This is a genomic window from Fusobacterium perfoetens ATCC 29250, assembly GCF_000622245.1.
GTDB classification, from domain to species: domain Bacteria; phylum Fusobacteriota; class Fusobacteriia; order Fusobacteriales; family Fusobacteriaceae; genus Fusobacterium_B; species Fusobacterium_B perfoetens.
Genome location: NZ_KK211416.1, coordinates 36,604 through 54,833, shown reverse-complemented (window position 1 = coordinate 54,833; position 18,230 = coordinate 36,604). Strand labels below are relative to the sequence as shown.

At 25.8% G+C, this 18,230-nt stretch carries 16 protein-coding genes and 2 tRNA genes; 12 read left to right on the top strand and 6 right to left on the bottom strand.

Translation table 11 applies throughout. The features are described from left to right. Window positions 1–840, top strand: coding sequence for an ABC transporter permease (locus T364_RS0107155; RefSeq protein ID WP_027128963.1), 840 nt, complete (start codon window positions 1–3; stop codon window positions 838–840). Next, window positions 833–1,606 (top strand): ABC transporter permease, encoded by a 774-nt coding sequence (locus T364_RS0107150; RefSeq protein ID WP_027128962.1) that lies wholly within the window; start codon window positions 833–835, stop codon window positions 1,604–1,606. Before T364_RS0107155 ends, T364_RS0107150 begins: the two co-directional genes overlap by 8 nt. Window positions 1,607–1,648: 42 nt before the next feature. Here the strand turns inward: T364_RS0107150 and T364_RS0107145 are convergent, their stop codons facing one another. Together T364_RS0107145 and T364_RS0107140 are read right to left on the bottom strand one after the other, a co-directional pair. After that, window positions 1,649–2,422, bottom strand: a complete 774-nt coding sequence (locus T364_RS0107145; RefSeq protein WP_027128961.1) for an SDR family NAD(P)-dependent oxidoreductase — start codon at window positions 2,420–2,422, stop codon at window positions 1,649–1,651. A 13-nt stretch (window positions 2,423–2,435) separates the two neighbouring features. Further along, window positions 2,436–2,951 (bottom strand): shikimate kinase, encoded by a 516-nt coding sequence (locus T364_RS0107140; RefSeq protein WP_027128960.1) that lies wholly within the window; start codon window positions 2,949–2,951, stop codon window positions 2,436–2,438. Between the two features lie 183 nt (window positions 2,952–3,134). Between T364_RS0107140 and T364_RS0107135 the strand changes: the two genes are divergently transcribed. Next, the gene (locus T364_RS0107135; protein ID WP_027128959.1) at window positions 3,135–4,751 is read left to right on the top strand and encodes a putative manganese-dependent inorganic diphosphatase; all 1,617 of its coding nucleotides are present in this window, start codon (window positions 3,135–3,137) and stop codon (window positions 4,749–4,751) included. 183 nt (window positions 4,752–4,934) lie between these two features. Further along, window positions 4,935–6,989 carry a glycoside hydrolase family 13 protein gene (locus tag T364_RS10690; protein ID WP_051532686.1) on the top strand — a complete coding sequence of 685 codons (2,055 nt, stop codon included), beginning with the start codon at window positions 4,935–4,937 and terminating at the stop codon, window positions 6,987–6,989. A 122-nt stretch (window positions 6,990–7,111) separates the two neighbouring features. Here T364_RS10690 and T364_RS0107125 read toward each other — a convergent pair whose 3' ends face one another. The 3 genes from T364_RS0107125 to T364_RS0107115 all read right to left on the bottom strand — a co-directional run bounded on the left by T364_RS0107125 (window position 7,112) and on the right by T364_RS0107115 (window position 11,251). Beyond that, window positions 7,112–8,305, bottom strand: a complete 1,194-nt coding sequence (locus tag T364_RS0107125) for a MalY/PatB family protein (protein WP_027128958.1) — start codon at window positions 8,303–8,305, stop codon at window positions 7,112–7,114. 363 nt (window positions 8,306–8,668) lie between these two features. Then, a complete protein-coding gene (gene fusA, locus T364_RS0107120; protein ID WP_027128957.1) occupies window positions 8,669–10,750 on the bottom strand; it encodes an elongation factor G in 2,082 nt (693 codons plus the stop codon). Between the two features lie 225 nt (window positions 10,751–10,975). Further along, a complete protein-coding gene (locus tag T364_RS0107115) occupies window positions 10,976–11,251 on the bottom strand; it encodes an HU family DNA-binding protein (RefSeq protein WP_027128956.1) in 276 nt (91 codons plus the stop codon). Between the two features lie 208 nt (window positions 11,252–11,459). Here T364_RS0107115 and T364_RS0107110 point away from each other — a divergent pair, with 208 nt between their 5' ends. The 3 genes from T364_RS0107110 (at window position 11,460) to T364_RS0107100 (ending at window position 12,875) form a co-directional block, all read left to right on the top strand. Further along, on the top strand, window positions 11,460–12,623 hold the full coding sequence (locus T364_RS0107110; RefSeq protein WP_035945548.1) for an aminotransferase class V-fold PLP-dependent enzyme: 1,164 nt from the start codon (window positions 11,460–11,462) through the stop codon (window positions 12,621–12,623). Between the two features lie 97 nt (window positions 12,624–12,720). Further along, window positions 12,721–12,797, top strand: a tRNA-Ala gene (locus T364_RS0107105). A 1-nt stretch (window position 12,798) separates the two neighbouring features. Beyond that, window positions 12,799–12,875: transfer RNA gene (locus T364_RS0107100), tRNA-Met, on the top strand. Between the two features lie 222 nt (window positions 12,876–13,097). Here T364_RS0107100 and T364_RS0107090 read toward each other — a convergent pair. Continuing rightward, window positions 13,098–13,661 carry a 6-pyruvoyl trahydropterin synthase family protein gene (locus T364_RS0107090; RefSeq protein WP_027128954.1) on the bottom strand — a complete coding sequence of 188 codons (564 nt, stop codon included), beginning with the start codon at window positions 13,659–13,661 and terminating at the stop codon, window positions 13,098–13,100. Between the two features lie 247 nt (window positions 13,662–13,908). Between T364_RS0107090 and T364_RS0107085 the strand changes: the two genes are divergently transcribed. The 5 genes from T364_RS0107085 to T364_RS0107065 all read left to right on the top strand — a co-directional run bounded on the left by T364_RS0107085 (window position 13,909) and on the right by T364_RS0107065 (window position 18,216). Then, complete coding sequence (locus tag T364_RS0107085; RefSeq protein ID WP_027128953.1) at window positions 13,909–14,286, top strand: Fur family transcriptional regulator; 378 nt, start codon at window positions 13,909–13,911, stop codon at window positions 14,284–14,286. 109 nt (window positions 14,287–14,395) lie between these two features. Then, the gene (rbr, locus tag T364_RS0107080; protein ID WP_027128952.1) at window positions 14,396–14,932 is read left to right on the top strand and encodes a rubrerythrin; all 537 of its coding nucleotides are present in this window, start codon (window positions 14,396–14,398) and stop codon (window positions 14,930–14,932) included. Window positions 14,933–15,159: 227 nt separating this feature from the next. Next, a complete protein-coding gene (locus T364_RS0107075; RefSeq protein ID WP_027128951.1) occupies window positions 15,160–15,804 on the top strand; it encodes a TetR/AcrR family transcriptional regulator in 645 nt (214 codons plus the stop codon). A 30-nt stretch (window positions 15,805–15,834) separates the two neighbouring features. Beyond that, window positions 15,835–17,121, top strand: a complete 1,287-nt coding sequence (locus T364_RS0107070; RefSeq protein WP_027128950.1) for a TolC family protein — start codon at window positions 15,835–15,837, stop codon at window positions 17,119–17,121. A 30-nt stretch (window positions 17,122–17,151) separates the two neighbouring features. Further along, the gene (locus T364_RS0107065) at window positions 17,152–18,216 is read left to right on the top strand and encodes an efflux RND transporter periplasmic adaptor subunit (RefSeq protein WP_027128949.1); all 1,065 of its coding nucleotides are present in this window, start codon (window positions 17,152–17,154) and stop codon (window positions 18,214–18,216) included. The last annotated feature ends 14 nt before the right edge of the window (window positions 18,217–18,230 follow it).

Here is an 18,230-nt window from a genome sequence, read left to right as displayed (position 1 = left end):
ATGAAAAATAATAAAAAAGGTATTCTTTATACTGTACCTATAACAATATGGCTAACAGCTTTCTTCTTAATCCCTATGCTTATTGTTTTGGTATATTCTTTTCTAAAAAAGGGTATTTATGGTGGAGTAGAATTAAAATTTACTCTTGAATCTTTTAATATTTTTAAAAATCCAATATTTTTATCAATTGTTTATAAAACTCTTTTTATAAGTATATTAGTAACTGTAATTACAATAATTATTGCAATACCTACAGCATATTTTATTGTTCGTTCTAAATACAAAGAAAAACTTATTTATTTAATAATAATTCCATTTTGGACAAATTTTCTTATAAGAATATATGCTTGGATGGCAATTTTGGGAAGTAATGGATTTATTAATATGTTATTAAAAAAATTTGGATTTATAGATAACTCTATACAATTTCTTTACAATACTTGGGCTGTAATATTAATTTCTGTATATACAAGTTTACCATTTGCAATATTACCATTATATGCTACTATAGATAAATTTGATTTTTCTCTTATGGAAGCTGCCAGAGATTTGGGTGCTACTAATAAACAATCTTTCTTTAAAATATTTTTACCTAATATAAAAAATGGTATAATGACAGCTAGTATTTTTACTTTTGTTCCTATGTTAGGTTCTTATATAGTTCCAAAACTTGTTGGAGGAACAAATTCTATATTCCTAGGTAATGTTATAGCTCGTCATCTAACAGAAACAAGAAACTGGCCAATGGCTTCTACTATCTCATCTGTGCTTATTTTAGTTACAATTATAATCCTTGTAATAGGACTTATAAAACAAGAGAGAGGTGAGTTAAATGGATAAAAGGAGAACATCATTATTTTTCTTTTTATTTTCTATGATATTTTTCTATTTACCACTTATAGTCTTAGTAATTTATTCTTTTAATGATAGTAAAGCTATGGTATGGCAAAATTTTTCTTTAAGATGGTATAAAGAGCTTTTCCTTTATTCTAATGAACTTTGGAGAGCTTTTAGATATAGTGTGTTCATAGCTCTAATTTCTAGTTCAATTTCTACAATCATTGGAACTTTAGGAGCTATAGGACTTCATTGGCATAATTTTAAATTTAAAAAATATTTAAAAATAATCGTATTTTTACCATTAATTGTTCCTGAAATAATTATGGGAGTTTCATTATTAATATTATTTGTAACTGTAAAACTACAACTTGGACTTATGAGTATTATAATAGTTCATACAACAGTTAACATTCCATTTGTTCTTTTTATAGTTTTATCAAGATTAGCTGAAATTGATTATTCATTAGTAGAAGCTTCCTATGATTTAGGAGCTACAGAATTTCAAACTTTGAAAAAAATAATATTACCACTTCTTATCCCAGCAATAATTTCTGGATTTTTAATTGCTTTTACTCTATCTTTTGATGATTTTGTGGCAACATTCTTTGTAGCTGGACCAGGTTCTACTACATTACCACTTAGAATTTATTCTATGATAAGAATTGGGGTATCTCCTGTAATAAATGCTTTATCCGTATTATTTATAGGATTTGCAATTGTACTTACATTATCTACAACAAAATTACAAAAATATTTTATTCATTAAAATAAAAAAGAGGGTGTTGAATTTCAACATCCTCATTTTTTTCTATTTTTTATAAATAGCCCTACTATCAGCTTGATTTTGAGCCACAATAGTTACTTCTGATACTTGCACTCTATTTGGATAACTAGCAGTAGAAACTATTATATCAGCTATATCATCTGGAGTCAAAGCTTCAATTCCCTTATAAACATTTTTTGCTTTTTCAACATCTCCATTAAATCTTGTTAAACTAAAATCTGTTTCTACTATTCCTGGTTGAATATTTGTAACTTTTACTGGAGTTTCTATAAGTTCAAGTCTTAAAGCATCAGATATAAATTTAACAGCAGCTTTTGTAGCACAATAAACTCCTCCTCCAGCATAAGCATTAACTCCAGCTACAGAACCTAAATTTATAATATGCCCTTTATTGTATTTTACCATAAGAGGTACAATAACTCTTGTAACAAATAAAAGTCCCTTTATATTTGTATCTATCATTGTATTAATATCTTCAATAGAATTTTCATAAACTTTATTTAAACCTTTAGCTAATCCAGCATTATTTACCAATATATCTATATCTTTTAATTCTTCTGGTAGTGAATTTACAAGTTCTTCACAAACTTTTCCATCTCTTACATCTCCTATTAATAAAATTACCTCTACTTCAGGATATTTTATATTTATCTCTTCTACTAATTTTTTTCCTTTTTCTTCATTTCTAACCATTAGGATTAAACGAGCCTTTTCATCAGCAAACTTCATAGCACAACTTTTTCCAATACCAGCTGTTGCTCCAGTAATAAACACTTTTTTTCCTTCTAATTTACCCATTTTCTTCCTCCTACTAACTATTGATATATTTGTTTTTTATTTTCTCTACAGTATCATAAAGGTAACTGTTACTATTTATATCCACACTAAAATCACAAGATATTTTATAAAGAATTTCTCTTTTATTATATAATTCTACAATTTTTTTATAAGGGTCATCAACATTTAAAAGAGGCCTATGTTTTTTATTTTTTACTCTCTCAAAAATACAATCTATATCACAGTTAAGATATACAACAAAAGATGTATTTTTTAATTTTTTTATATTTTCATTATCTATAATTACTCCTCCGCCAGTAGAAATAACTATATTATTATCTCTAGATTCTTTATCTATTATTTTTCTTTCAAGCTCTCTAAAATATTCTTCACCATTTTCTTGAAAAATTTCAGCTACACTTCTTTTTTCAAGTTTTACAATTTCTTTATCTATATCTACAAATTTCATTTCTAAAGCTTTTGCTAAAGCTCTACCTACAGTAGTTTTCCCACTACCCATAAAGCCTATTAATGCAATATTCTCTTTCATACTTCACCTTCCATTTTCTAGTATAACATATTTCAACTATTATAACAAATTTTTTTATTTAACTATAATTTTAGTTTTTACTTATATTTAGAAAAGAATCTTTTTTATTAAAATAATTTGCTCATTCTTAAAATATAGGTTATAATACTAATATATTGAGATAAATTATAAAGGAGGATTTTTATGGACCCTATATTAGTTTTTGGACATAGGCACCCTGATACAGATTCTATATGTTCTTCTATTGCTTTAGCAAATTTAAAAAATCAACTTGGAGAAGAAGCAGTCCCTTGTAGATTAGGTGAAACTAATAATGAAACAAATTTTGTACTAGATTATTTTAATATAGAAAAACCTAAATTTTTATCTACAGTTAGCGCACAAATTTCTGACTTAACAAGAGTAGAAAAAAAAGTTTTATCTATTAATGATTCTTTAAAAGGTGCTTTAGATATCATGACTAAAGAAAACTTTTCAAGCTTACCTGTAATTGATGAAAATAGACAATTAAAAGGTTTATTACATGTATCAGATATAGCTAATACTTATCTTAACTTAGAGCATTCAGATTTATTTAGTAAATATACTACGACTTATGAAAACTTAATGAATGTATTAAAAGGTGAAATTGTAAGTGGAAACTATCCTTCTGGAATTATTCAAGGAAATTTAAAATCAGTTTCAGAACTTGATGAGGTTTTACCAGGAGATATAGTTGTTACAACTTATATAGCTGATGGAATTGATAGGTCTATAAAAGCAGGAGCTAAAGTCATTATAGTTTCTTGTAGTGAAGAAGATTTTATAAGCCCAAGAGTAACTTCTGAGTGTGCTATTATGAGAGTTCATTCAAATCTATTTAAGATTATAAGCCTTATAAGTCAATCTCTTTCTGTTTCGTCTATCATTCCAAAAGAAAAATTTTATTCTTTTAAAATAGATGAATTTTTACATGATATAAGAGATATTATGAAAGAAGCAACACAAACAAATTTCCCTGTTACAAAAAAAGATGGAACAGTTTATGGAACTATTAGAACTAAAAATTTAATTAACTTCACAAGAAAAAAAGTTATTTTAGTGGACCACAATGAAAAAGAACAATCTGTAGATGGATTACAAGATGCAAAAATTCTTCAAGTAGTTGACCATCATAAATTTGGAAACTTTATAACAGATGAACCTGTACAAATAAATGCTGAAATAGTTGGATGTACTTCTACAATCATCTATGATTTATATAAAGCTGCTAGAATTACACCATCTAAAGAAATGGCTGGACTTATGATGAGTGCTATTCTTTCAGATACACTTCTTTTTAAGTCACCTACTTGTACAACTAAAGATATTGAAGCTGTAAAAGAGCTTTCAAAACTTTGTGGAGAAACTGATTTTGAAGCTTATGGAATGAAGATGTTAATAGCTGGAACTTCATTAAAAAATATGACTTCACAAGATATCTTATCTATAGATATGAAAGAATTTACAATGAATGGAGTAAAAATTTCTATATCTCAAATAAATACTGTAGACATTGAAGGTATTTTAGAAAAGAAAAAAGATTTTGAAGATATAATGAATGTCAATAATGAAATTCATGATTATTCTCTATCAATATTAATAATTACAGATATTATTAAGTCTGGTTCTTATTTCTTAGCCGTAGGAGAAAAACAAAATTTAGTAGAAAAAGCTTTTGATGTAAAACTAGAAAATAATATTGTATGGCTTAATGGAATTATTTCTAGAAAGAAACAAGTAGTTCCTGTTCTTATGGTTACTAGCCAAACTCTTGATTAAAAAATATAATTTTAAGATAAAATAGTAAAGAGGTTATTGTAAAAAACACAATAACCTCTTATTTTTATTAAGAAAATTATATAACATTATTTTAATAGTTTATTAATTTTTTTATATACATTTTAAAAAATTTATTTTATAATATAACTATATAAAATTACATATAATTAAGGGGGAATAACTATGGTAGAACTTTTAAATTTAGCTTGGGATGATAATTATATATTTTTTAACTCACAAGATACAAATTATAAGTCTATTTTTGGTGCTGCTCCTTGTAATGAGTCAGTTACTTTTAATATAAAAATAAATGAAAAAGCTATGATAGATTCTGTATTTATCCATTTTTTTATAGATAATTTAGATATATCTCAACCTCCAAGAGAATATAGATATCATATGACATGTAAAAAAAATCTAGGAGAACCTGATGATATATACACATACACTTATAAAGTTGAAGATAAGCCTAGACTTGTTTTTTATTACTTTGAAATTATTTTAAAAAATGGTGAATTCAAATATTATGGAAATAATTATGATGGACTAGGTGGAATCGGTCAAGTTTATTCTAATAATCCTCGTAGTTATCAAATGACAACTTTTTATCCAGATAGTAAGACACCTGATTGGTATAAAGAATCCATTATCTATCAGATTTTTCCAGATAGATTTTTTAATGGAAACCCTTATGGAAATTTGTCAGCACAAAAAGAGAATACTTTTATCTATGGAAATTGGTACGATACTCCCATTTATATAAAGGGAGCTCAAGGAGAAATTCTTCGTTGGGACTTTTTTGGCGGAAATTTTAAAGGAATAGAAAAGAAAATAGATTACTTTAAAGAGTTAGGAATAAATTTAATATATTTAAACCCAATTTTCCAAGCTGCTAGTAATCATAGATATGATACTGGCGATTATAAAAAAGTAGATTCTATATTAGGAACAGAAGAAGATTTTAATAGTTTAATAACTACTTTAAAAGAAAATAATATCAATGTTATACTAGACGGAGTATTTAGTCACACAGGTAGGGATAGTAAATATTTTAATAGATTTAATCATTATGATTCAGTAGGAGCTTATAATTCTGTAGGTTCACCATATTATGATTGGTATACCTTTAAAAATTATCCAAATGAATATGTTTCATGGTGGGGAAATGATGATTTGCCTTGTGTAAATGAATTAAATCCTAGTTTTTTAGATTATATTATAAGAGATGAAGATAGCGTAGTAGCCAAATGGTTGGGTGTTGGTATAAAAGGTTGGCGTTTAGATGTTGCTGATGAATTACCAGGAGAATTTTTAAAAATTTTAAGAAAAAGATGTCACGAAATAGATAAAGAATCTATTCTTCTTGGAGAAGTTTGGGAAGATGCAACTAATAAAATTAGTTATAACCAAAGAAGAGAATACATGTGTGGAGAAGAATTGGATACTGTAACAAATTACCCATTCAAAAAAATTCTTTTAGACTTCTTTTATAATAAAGGAAATGCTGAAAAAGTCTGTAAATTATTTATGAATTTAAGAGAAAATTATCCAAAAGAAAATTTTTATGCTTTGACTAATATTATTGGAAGCCATGATGTTGAAAGAATATTATCTGTTTGTGAAGATATAGGAAAGTTCATGCAAGATTATCTTTATAAAAGAGGACTTCATAAAGATAAATTAATTATGAAAGATGACTTAGTAAAAAAATTAGGTCTTGATTTATTGAAATTATTTAGCCTTGTACAACTTACATTCCCAGGAGTTCCTCTTATTTATTATGGAGATGAAGTTGGTTTGAGAGGTGGAAAAGACCCTGATAATCGTAGAACTTATCCTTGGGGTAGAGAGAATCAAGAAATTTTATCTTGGTATAAATTTTTAACAAGAATGAGAAATAAACACTCCTTACTTTCTACTGGAGATTTTAGACAGTTTTATCTAAATGAAGATATTTATGGATATATTCGTTTCTTAGATAATGGAGTTGACCAATTTGGAAAAAATAGAGGAATGGATAACTTTATCATAGTTATAATTAGTAGAAATCCCCTTACATCATTTGATATAGATATAGATTTTTCTAATTTTGACGATATTCCATCTGTTAAAAAATGTAAATTTATATATGAATTAACTGATGGAAAAAGAAATATTCCAGCTTGTAGAAAATTGACTTTTAATATAAAAGATTTAGGATTTTTAGTTATTTCAAATACAGATATTTGTAGTTTATAAAAAATTTATAAATAAAAAAGAAGCATATAAATTTTTAATTAAAATAATAAATAAGGGATTTCACAAATTCTTTGTTAGAAAATGTGATATCCCTTATTTTTTTTATTTCTTACAAAATTTTATTATTTTTCAATATTATCTATATATTTTTTTATTCTAGTTAAAGCTTCTACTACAACCTCTCTAGGACAAGCAAAATTCATTCTTATAAATCCTTTTCCTTCTTCTCCAAACCAATGACCATAATCAATTCCTACTTTAATTTGCTCTTCAAAAGCATCTTCCATATCTTTTCCATATAAGTTATAAGCATTAAAATCTATCCATCCTAAATATGTTCCTTGAGGTATATTATATTTTAATTTAGGTAAGTTCTTATCAATATATTCTTTTGCAAACACCATATTACTATAAATATATTCTTTCATTTCTTCATACCATTCATCACTTTCTAAATAAGCCCCTTTTACAGCTTCAATGGCAAAAGCATTTGGTGCTCCAATATTATAAAGAGCCAAGGTTTGTTTATATTTTTCTCTCAATACAACATTGTGAATAATTATATTAGATACTTGCATTCCTGCTAGATTAAAAGTTTTACTTACAGCATTACAGATAATTCCATTTTCTAAATATTTCTCATCTAAATTTCCATAAGAGACAAATTTATTATCTCCAAAAATTAAATCAGAATGAATTTCATCACATATCATTAAAACTTTATTATTTAAACAAATATCTGCTACTTTCTCTATTTCTTCTTTTCTCCATACTCTCCCAATAGGATTATGAGGAGAACAGAAGATTATCATTTTAACATCTTTTTCTTTTATTAACATTTCCATTTTTTGAAAATCTAAATTATAATTATTATTTTCATCTTTTAATAATGGGCATGTTACTACAGTTCTTTTATTATTTATAATACTTCTTTTAAAAGGTCCATAAACTGGAGTAAATATCATTACACTATCCTTTTCTTTTGTATAAGTTTGTAAAATATAATTTATAGCTGGTACTACTCCCGGAGTATGACATATAGCTTCTTTAGGAATATCCCAACCATTTCTAAGTTTATTCCATCTTATGATTGCCTCATAATATTCATCATCTATTGCTCCATATCCATATATTCCATGATCTATAAGTTTTTTTAATCTATTTTGTATTCCATCAGATACTCTAAAATCCATATCTGCTACCCACATAGAAAGTAAATCTTCATGATTATTAAACATAGCCTTATAATATTTACTATTCCATTTTATAGAATTTCTTTTTCCACGTTTAATTATTTCATCAAAATTATATTTCATTTTTCCCTCCTCTATTCATTTAACTTATATTTAAATTATAACATATTTTTTTATCTTTATTATATATTTTTATTAAAACATTTTTATAATTTTCAGACATTATAGTTTTGAAATGATGCACTAATATATATTTTTTTATTCAAAAGTGTACTTTTTTCAAAATAATACTGTACTTTTTTTTTTATTATATGATATAATTATTTCATAAGGGATAATTCAAAACCCCATACTCCCTACATAAGTAATGTTATCTATGTCTCGCCCGCATTGATAACATTACTTTTTTTATTTCACTTTTTATTAATAAAAGAGAGACCTTCAGATTTCTCTATAAGTCTCTCTTCTTGAGGTTATACTATGATACTATTTTTCTTCTTTATCTTTTTTAACTTCTTCAATAACCTTATCTGCTACCTCATTTGGTACATAATCATATTTTAAAAATTCAAATTCAAATCTTCCTTTAGATTGAGTCATAGCTTTTAAATCAATAGCATATTCTAGTACTTCTTTTTGTGGAACCTCAACAGAAATTTTTTGTTCTCCATAAGTTAATGGGTCTATTCCTAAAATTTTACCTCTTCTTTTATTCATATCTCCCATTACATCTCCTGTATATTCTTCAGGAACTATTATTTCCATTTTTACAATTGGCTCTAACAATACTGGTGATGCTCCACTTTCCATAGCCTTTCTAAAAGCAAGAATTGCTGCCTGTTTAAATGAAATTTCATTAGAATCTACTGGGTGATAAGATCCATCAAATAATGTTGCTTTAAAGTTTATAACAGGATATCCTGCTAAAGGTCCTTTAAGTGCAGCTTCATGTAATCCTTTTTCTACTGCTGGTAAATATTGTTTTGGTACAACTCCACCTTTGATATTATCTACAAATTCATATTCTTTATCATACAATGGTTCAAATTTAATAAATACATCTCCATATTGTCCAGCTCCACCAGACTGTTTTTTATGTTTTCCTTGTACTGAAACTTCTTTTCTAATAGTTTCTCTATAAGCTACTTTTGGTTTAGATAAAGTTGCTTGTACTTGGAATTTATTAAATAATTTACTTAAAACTATTTCAAGATGAGTTTTTCCTTGACCACCAATTAACAATTCTTTAGTTTCAGAATTTCTTATAACTTTTAAAGTTGGATCTTCTTCAGATAACTTTTGAAGACAAGTACTTATTTTTTCATCATCAGATTTTTTTGTAGGTATTACATTCATAAATATACAAGGTCTTGGGAATTTCATTTGTTCATAAACTATTGGACTATTTTTATCACATAAAGTATCACCTGTTTTTGTATATGTAAGTTTTGTAGTAGCAGCTATATCTCCAGCCACTACTCTTTCTGTATCTCTTTGTTTTATACCTCTTACAAAATAAAGGTTACTTAATTTTTCTTTTTTATTTTGACTAGCATTTAAAACTTCTACATCTTTTGTAGCTATTCCAGAATTAACCTTAAATAAAGATATTTTTCCAATAAATGGGTCAACTATAGTTTTAAATACAAAAGCTGAAAATGGCTCTTGCATGTCAACTTTTCTTATTATTTCCTCTTTAGTATCTGGATTTATTCCTAAAACTTCTCCACCTTTTGATTCAACAGGAGTAGGCATATAATCATATATCATTTCAAATAAAGTTTGGAATCCTATTCCTCCAATAGCAGAACCTACAACTACTGGAACTACATCTCCATTTACAACTCCTTTACGAAGTCCTTGTTGTATTTCATCATGAGTAAATTCTTCCCCATTAAAGAATTTTTCCATAGCTTCTTCACTTGTTTCAGCTACAGCTTCTACAAGAAGATTTTTTACACTTTCAAAATCTTCATGTTCTACTAAAGGTCTATCTTCACATAAATCTCCTGTAAAGATTCTACATTTATTTTCTACAACGTTTATAAATCCCTTAAATTCTTCTCCTTCTCCTAAAGGGATACAGAATGGAGCAATTTTTTTACCAAATTTTTCTTTTAATTCAGTAAGAATTTTTTTATAATTTATAGCTCCTTTATCCATTTTATTAATAAATATTATTCTTGGTATATTTCTTTCTTCTAACAATCTCCAAGCTTTTTCTGTTCCAACTTCTATTCCAGCACTAGCATCTATAACAATAACAGCTCCTTCAGAAACAGTTAAAGCTGATAAAACTTCTCCTCTAAAATCTGCATATCCTGGAGTATCCAAAATATTATAAATTTTATCTTGATAATCTAAAGATATAACAGAAGTATTTATTGAAAATTGTCTTGTTATTTCTTCATCATCATAATCTGATAAAGTATTTCCTTTTTCAATAACACCAGGTTTTGCAACAACTTTGGCTCTATATAAAAGTGCTTCAACAAGTGAAGTTTTTCCTGAGCCTCTGTGTCCTAAAAAGCTTACATTTCTAATTTGATCAGTAGTATAGTTTTTCATAGTTATAACCCCTCCTGTAAAAATTATTTTAGCAATTTTAACCTCATATTATGTATATAGCTTATAAATTTTAAAAAATCAAGTATTTTTTGAATTTTTTTAATATTTTTAATACAATTAGATTTATATATATTCATTATTTTATATAAAAATTATTTGTTATAAAAAAATAAGGACATCTTAATGATATCCTCTTTTCTTTAAAATCTATATTAATTTTCTATATTAGTTTAATTTTTCTAAGAAATTTTTTCCAGGTTTAAATTTGATTCCTCTTCTTGATTCAATTTGAACTTCTTCTCCAGTTTTAGGATTTCTTCCAAGTCTTGGAGCTCTTTGTACTACTTCTAATTTTCCCCAACCGATAAAATTAACGTCTTCTCCAGATAATAGTGTTTCTTGAATTAAATCTAATATAGAATCTATTTTTTTCTCTGCTTCTAATTTAGTATCAAATACTTCCTTTAAATATAATATGTTTGCTAACTCTTTTTTTGTCATTACTTTTACCTCCAAAATATATATAAATTTTTAAATAATTATAACCTAAAAATTTTTTGCATAGCTTATAAGTTATATCATATTTTACAGATATTGACAAGTGATTTTTTTTATTTTTTTTAATATTTTCATTGATTTTATTTCTTTTATGTTTTTTATAAATATGATATAATTTTATTATAATTTTATTTTGAGGTGTTATATTTTTATGGAAAAAAATTACTATTTCGACCACAGTGCTACATCAAATCCAAAACCACAAATTGTTATAAACTCTGTTGTTGAAGCATTAACTACTTTTAATGGAAATCCTAGTAGAAGTTCACATAAAAAATCTATAGAACTTGAAAGAAAAGTTTTTGAAGTTAGAGAAAAACTTGCTAATTTTTTTAATATTAAAAATCCTTTACAAATAGCTTTTACAAAAAATTCTACTGAAGCCCTTAATTTTGCTATTAAAGGGATTAATTTAAAGGATTGTCATATCATTACATCAGTATTAGAGCATAATTCTGTTCTTAGACCTATAAATTATCTAAAAGATGAGAAAAATGTAAAAGTTTCTTATATTACTCCTGATAAAAATGATGAAATAGTCATGGAAAATTTAGAAAAAAATATTACACCTAACACAAAAGCTGTTATTATTAATCATATTTCAAATGTTACAGGTTATATTTTTAATTTAGAAAAAATTGGAAAAATTTGTAAAAAATATAACTTAATTTTTGTTGTAGACGTTTCTCAAAGTGCTGGATATTATAAAATAGATATAGAGAAATATAATATAGATATTCTTTGTTTCACAGGACATAAATCATTGTTAGGTATTCAGGGTATAGGAGGAATATATGTAAACGAAAACATAAACCTTACTCCTATTATAGAAGGTGGAACAGGTAGTTATTCAAAACTTCCTAGACAACCTTCAAAAATGCCTGAAGTTTTAGAAGCTGGTACATCTAATGTTCCTGGTATTTTAAGTCTTGGAGCAGGTATAGATTATATTGATTCTATAGGACTTGATACTATTTTTAAGCATGAATACAAACTTACTAAATATTTTATTGAAGAAATTTCTTCAATAGATTCTATTATTATATATGATAATTTTAATATTCCTAGAGGACCTGTTGTAGGTATTAATATGAAAGGAATAAACGCCTCTGAATTAACTAATATTCTTTCTGAAGAATTTAATATTTTTACAAGAGGAGGTTTCCATTGTGCTCCTTTAGCTCATAAATATTTAGGAACATATGATTTTGGATGTGTTCGTTTTTCATTTGGATTTTCTAATACAATAGAAGAAATTGACTATTGTGTTAATTCTTTAAAAAAAATAGATAATTTTTTAAAAAATAACTTATAACTTTTCTTTTATTTTCAAGCTTTTATCATTTTTAATAAATATTTTATATTTTTTTTATTGACAAAGAGTATTTTTTTTGGTATGATATACCTTGTTCGGGGATATAGCTCAGTTTGGGAGAGCGACGCACTTGCACTGCGTAGGTCAGCGGTTCGATCCCGCTTATCTCCACCATGCCTAGGTAGCTCAGTTGGCTAGAGCATACGGTTCATACCCGTACGGTCGATAGTTCGAATCTATTCCTAGGCACCATTTTTAAAATACATATATTTATACTTGGGGATATAGCTCAGTTTGGGAGAGCGACGCACTTGCACTGCGTAGGTCAGCGGTTCGATCCCGCTTATGGCATTCTGTTAAGATTAACACTTGAGATTTTCAAGTGTTTTTTTATTCTAAAAAATCTAATCTTTCTATAAAAAATAAAGATATCACAAAATTATGATATCTTTAAAAATTTATTAATTATCCTATTTATTTTTTATATCCACATTTTGGACAAATACCATTTTCATTTAATGATATTCCACATAAAGGACAACGTTCTATATTATTTTTAGTAATAAACTCTTCAGAAGCGGCATTTACTCCACTTGTAAAAGTAATTTTTGCTATATTTAATTTATCTTTTAATAAATCATATACTATTTTTATCATTCCCTCTACTGTTAATGTTTCTTTTGTTACTACCAATCTACAATCTGGATAAGCAGTGGCCAATTCAGTTTTAAAAGCTATTCCTTTCATAGTATTTTGTGGATGTCCATCTTTTATTCCTGTTTCTTCATAAACTTTTAATATAACTGGTAATAAAGGATCATCCTCTCTTAAAATCAAAGCATGATCAAAGTTTTTCAAAAGATCCCAAGCAATTTTTTGGATTTCATTACAAGGAAATACCATATTAACTCCCTCATTAATAGAATCTTCTACTTCTATAGTTAAAACACCAGTATGTCCATGTAAATATTGAGCTTCCCCTTTAAATTTATAAAATCTATGTGCGTATTGTAAATCAAATGTTGTTATACTTCTCATTTTCCTACCTCCTATTTTTTAATTAATAATAGTAATAATTACTATTATTAAAATAATAATATCATATTTATTTTATTTTGTCAACAAAAAAATACTATTTTTTTACAAAATTACATATTATTATTCTTATAGAAAAATAATTAAACATAAAAAATAAATAAGTGACTTTATTAAATTATCATGATATAATATTTAAAATTTTATAAATATTTAAATTAAAACTATCTATATGTGAAAGAGGTTTATTATGAAATATTCTAAACAAAGAGAATTAATTTTAAATTATGTATTAAATCATAATGATCATCCTACAGCTGATACAATATATACTTCATTAAAAAAAGATAATCCAAAATTAAGTTTAGGTACAGTATATAGAAATCTAATAAAATTAACTGAGTCAAATGAAATAAAAAAAGTTTCTTTACCTGGAGAAGTTGATAAATTTGATAAAAACTTAAGTCCTCATGCACATTTAAAATGTAATATTTGCGGTTGTTTAATAGATATTAATAGTTTAGAAATAGATAATTTTATAAAAAGTATATCTAAAGAACAAGATATAAAAATAGATAATTTCAATATTATTTTTGATGGTGTTTGTAAAAATTGTAAAAATAACTAATCATATTTTTATTTCTTTTTCTCTCTTTTTATTTGACTTTTAATTAATTAATGAGTTATAATATAGATGTAGGAATCATTATCACATCTTGTAAGGAGGAAAATATTTTATGGAATTAAAAGGAACTAAAACAGAAAAAAATCTATGGACTGCATTTGCTGGAGAATCTCAAGCAAGAAACAAATATACTTATTATGCTTCTAAAGCTAAAAAAGAAGGATATGTGCAAATAGCTGAATTATTTGAAGTTACTGCTAATAATGAAAAAGAACATGCTAAACTTTGGTTTAAACTTCTTCATGGTGGAATGCCTTCTACTATTGAAAACTTAAAAGATGCTGCTGCTGGAGAAAATTATGAATGGACAGATATGTATGCAACTTTCGCTAAAGAAGCTAGAGAAGAAGGATTTGAAGATATTGCAAAAGTTATGGATGGAGTAGCAAAAATTGAAAAAGAACATGAAGAAAGATATAGAAAATTACTTGCTAATATAGAAAATCAAGAAGTTTTCAAAAGACTTGAAATCCAAGTGTGGGAATGTGGAAACTGTGGACATTTACATATAGGAACTGAAGCTCCTTTAACTTGTCCAGTATGTGACCATCCTCAAGCTTATTTTAGAATTAGATGTACTAATTACTAATTATGATTATATATAATTTTTAGAGATAACTTTTTAGTTATCTCTTTTTTATTATTTAAAATTTATTAAAAAAGTCATAATTGTGACATATATTTTTTTTAAAATATTTTTGTTTTTTATAATACATTAGTTTTTTATTATTTTTTATTTCTTGTTGACTTTATAGTCATTTTATAGTATACTTTATTTTAGATGAAATTGACTATTTGGTCACTGGAGGGATAATTTTGAAAAACTCTAAAAAAAGAGAAGAGATAATTTCTACAGGAAAAAAATTAATTATAGAAAAAGGTTTTCTTAACACAAGTGTTGAAGATATTACAAAAAAAATGGGAATAGCAAAAGGTAGTTTCTATACTTATTTTAAATCAAAAGATGAATTTATTTTAGCTATTATTTCAGAAAAAATATTTCAAAGACGTCATAAAGTAAATGAAATTTTAGAAAAAGAGTTATCTTTTGAAGAAACTATAAAAGAATTTTTAGCTCAATCTTTATCTTTTCCATTAATAGATACTGAATCTTTTTTAATAATTATGAATCTTTTTAAAAATATAAATTTATTAAGTGAAAATGTAAAAATTTCTATTTTAGATAACACAAAATTAGGAAACCATGATATTTTAAAAATATTAAATAAATATAAAGATAAATTAGATTTATCTGATGAAAATGATATTGATAAATATGCTTATTTAATAAAAGCTTTTATCAATTCTTTTTATGAAAACTCTTTTAATCCTTTAATGAATTTTGAAAAAAAGGAAAGTCATATAACTATTTCTGAAATCGAAGATTGTATTAATAAGATAAATCTAGAAAAAGAAATAAATTTTATGACTAAAGCAGTTATAAAACTTATATTAAAATAAAATTTTTATATAAATGAGGTGGTACTTTTTATGAAAAAAACTTTAGGTTTATTTCTAATGTTAAGTGCTTTATCTTTTGCTAGAACTCTTAACTTAGAAGAAGCTATTGACCTATCACTTACTAATAGTAAAAATGTTCAAATAGCTGAAAAAAATAAAAAAATTGGAGAACTTAATCTATCTCGTGCTTTTAAATATGCCCTTCCTACAGTAGCTTATCAAGGGGTTTATACTAGATATGAACACGATACAAGAGAAGTTTATAATGAAAAAGGAATTAATGATGATAGTTTTAAAGTTCCTAGTAAAGATGGTTATTCTAGTAAAATCATAGCAACTTACCCTATTTTTCAAGGAGGAGCTATATTTGGTGGAATAAAAGGTGCTGCTGCACAAAAAAATATTCTTAATTATTCTTTCTTAAAAGAAAAAGTTGATACTAGAATAAGAGTTATCCAATACTATTCAAATGTAATAACTTATGAAAAAAATCTTGAAGCATTAAAAACTTCTGAAAAAGAATTGCAAACTAGAATGAAATTACAAGAAAAAAAATTAGAAGAACGTTTAATCATAAGAGCTGACCTTTTAAAAACAGAATATTCTTTACTTGATATTCAATCTCAAATAGTTAAAGTTCAAAATCAAATTGAAACTGAAAAGAAAAATTTAAAAATAGAACTTGGATTAAATATCAATGAAGAAATAGATTTAGAAGAATTATTTATTCCAGAAAATTTAAGTTCTAATATAGATTTTGAAAAAGATTTAATTACAGCTAAAACTCAAAGTCTTAATGCTTTAATCTCAAAAAATAAAGTAGAATATTCAAAAGCAGAAAAAATGGTAGCTTTAAGTGATAATCTTCCAAAAATAAGTGTTTTCGCTAGTTATGGTGGAACTGAAAGATTACATTCAAGTGATACTTTCCATGATGAAGAATGGAGAGGTGGAGTTCAAATAGACTGGGAATTATTTAGTTTCGGTAGTGGAATAGATGCTTATAGAGTAGCTAGAGAAAATTATAAAATTGAAGAATTAAATGATAATATAACTCAAGATAATATAGAAATTAATTTAGCAACTGCATATAGTGAAGTTTTAAGATTAGAAAAATATAGAGTTGCTATGAAAAGTTCTTTAGAAGCTTCTCGTGAAAATTATGAGATTGATAAGAAAAGATATGAGGCTGGTCTTTTATCTACTCAAGATTATCTAAATTCAGAAGCTCAATATAGAACTGCTCAAATGAACTTTAATTCAGCTGAAAGTAGTTATCTACTAGCTTTTGAAAATTATAGATCACTTATAATCTAATTGTATAAAAAATTTTAATGGAGGATAGAAATGAAAAAATTACTTTGTTTATCTTTACTTTCTACTTTTATCTTTATAGGATGTGGAAAAAAAGAGGAGGTAAAAGAAGTTGTTGTTAAACCAAAATATGTTGTTACTGAAGAAGTTCAGACTAGAGAACTTAGCCAAACTTTTAGAAGTGATGCTGTATTAGAGCCTGAAAATAAAGTAGACCATACTACAGAAAAAGGTGGAACTATTGAAAAAATCTATAAAAAAAATGGTGATTATGTAAAAAAAGGTGAAGTAGTTATGAAACTTTCTGATGCTGATACAGAAGCTGCCTATAATTCATCAAAAGCTTTATTTAATGTTGCTAATAATAATTTTAAAAAATTCAAAAAATTATATGCTGAAGAACTTATTTCTTATTTAGAATATGTAGAATATGAAAATGCTTACTCTACAGCAAAAGCAAATTTTGATGTAGCTAAAAATAATTATGAAAAATTATTTAGAAAAGCCGATATTGATGGAACTGTTGGAAATTTATTTGGAAAAGTTGGAAATGAAGTTGAAGGAAATACTACAATATTTACAGTAGTTGATGATAATTTAATGGAAGCTTATGTTGGATTCCCTGCTGAGTGGCTTGGACAAATAAAAGTAGGTGGCCCTTTATCTGTTGAGGTTCCAGCAATTAATAAAACCTTAGAGGGAACTATTTTAGAAATTAACCCTATTGCTGAAAGCGATACTAAAAAATATAAAATTAAAGTTGGAGTTAAAAATCCAGAAAAAACTATTAAAGATGGTATGTATTCATATGTAACTATTCCTGTTGGAAAAGTTTCTGCTATGTCTGTTCCTGATGAAAGTATTTTCATAAGAGATTTACTAAATTATGTATTTATTGTAAAAGATGGAGTTGCTAAGAGAGTCAAAGTTGAGGTTGGAGCACAAGATTCTACTTATACTGTTATCTCTTCTGATGAAATTAATTTAGGAGATAAGGTTGTAGTTAAAGGAATATTTGGACTTGAAGATGGTAACAAAGTTACAGAATCAGTTTCTAATGATATAAAATCTGAAGAAACAAAAAATAGTAAAAATTAATAAATTTAGGAGGA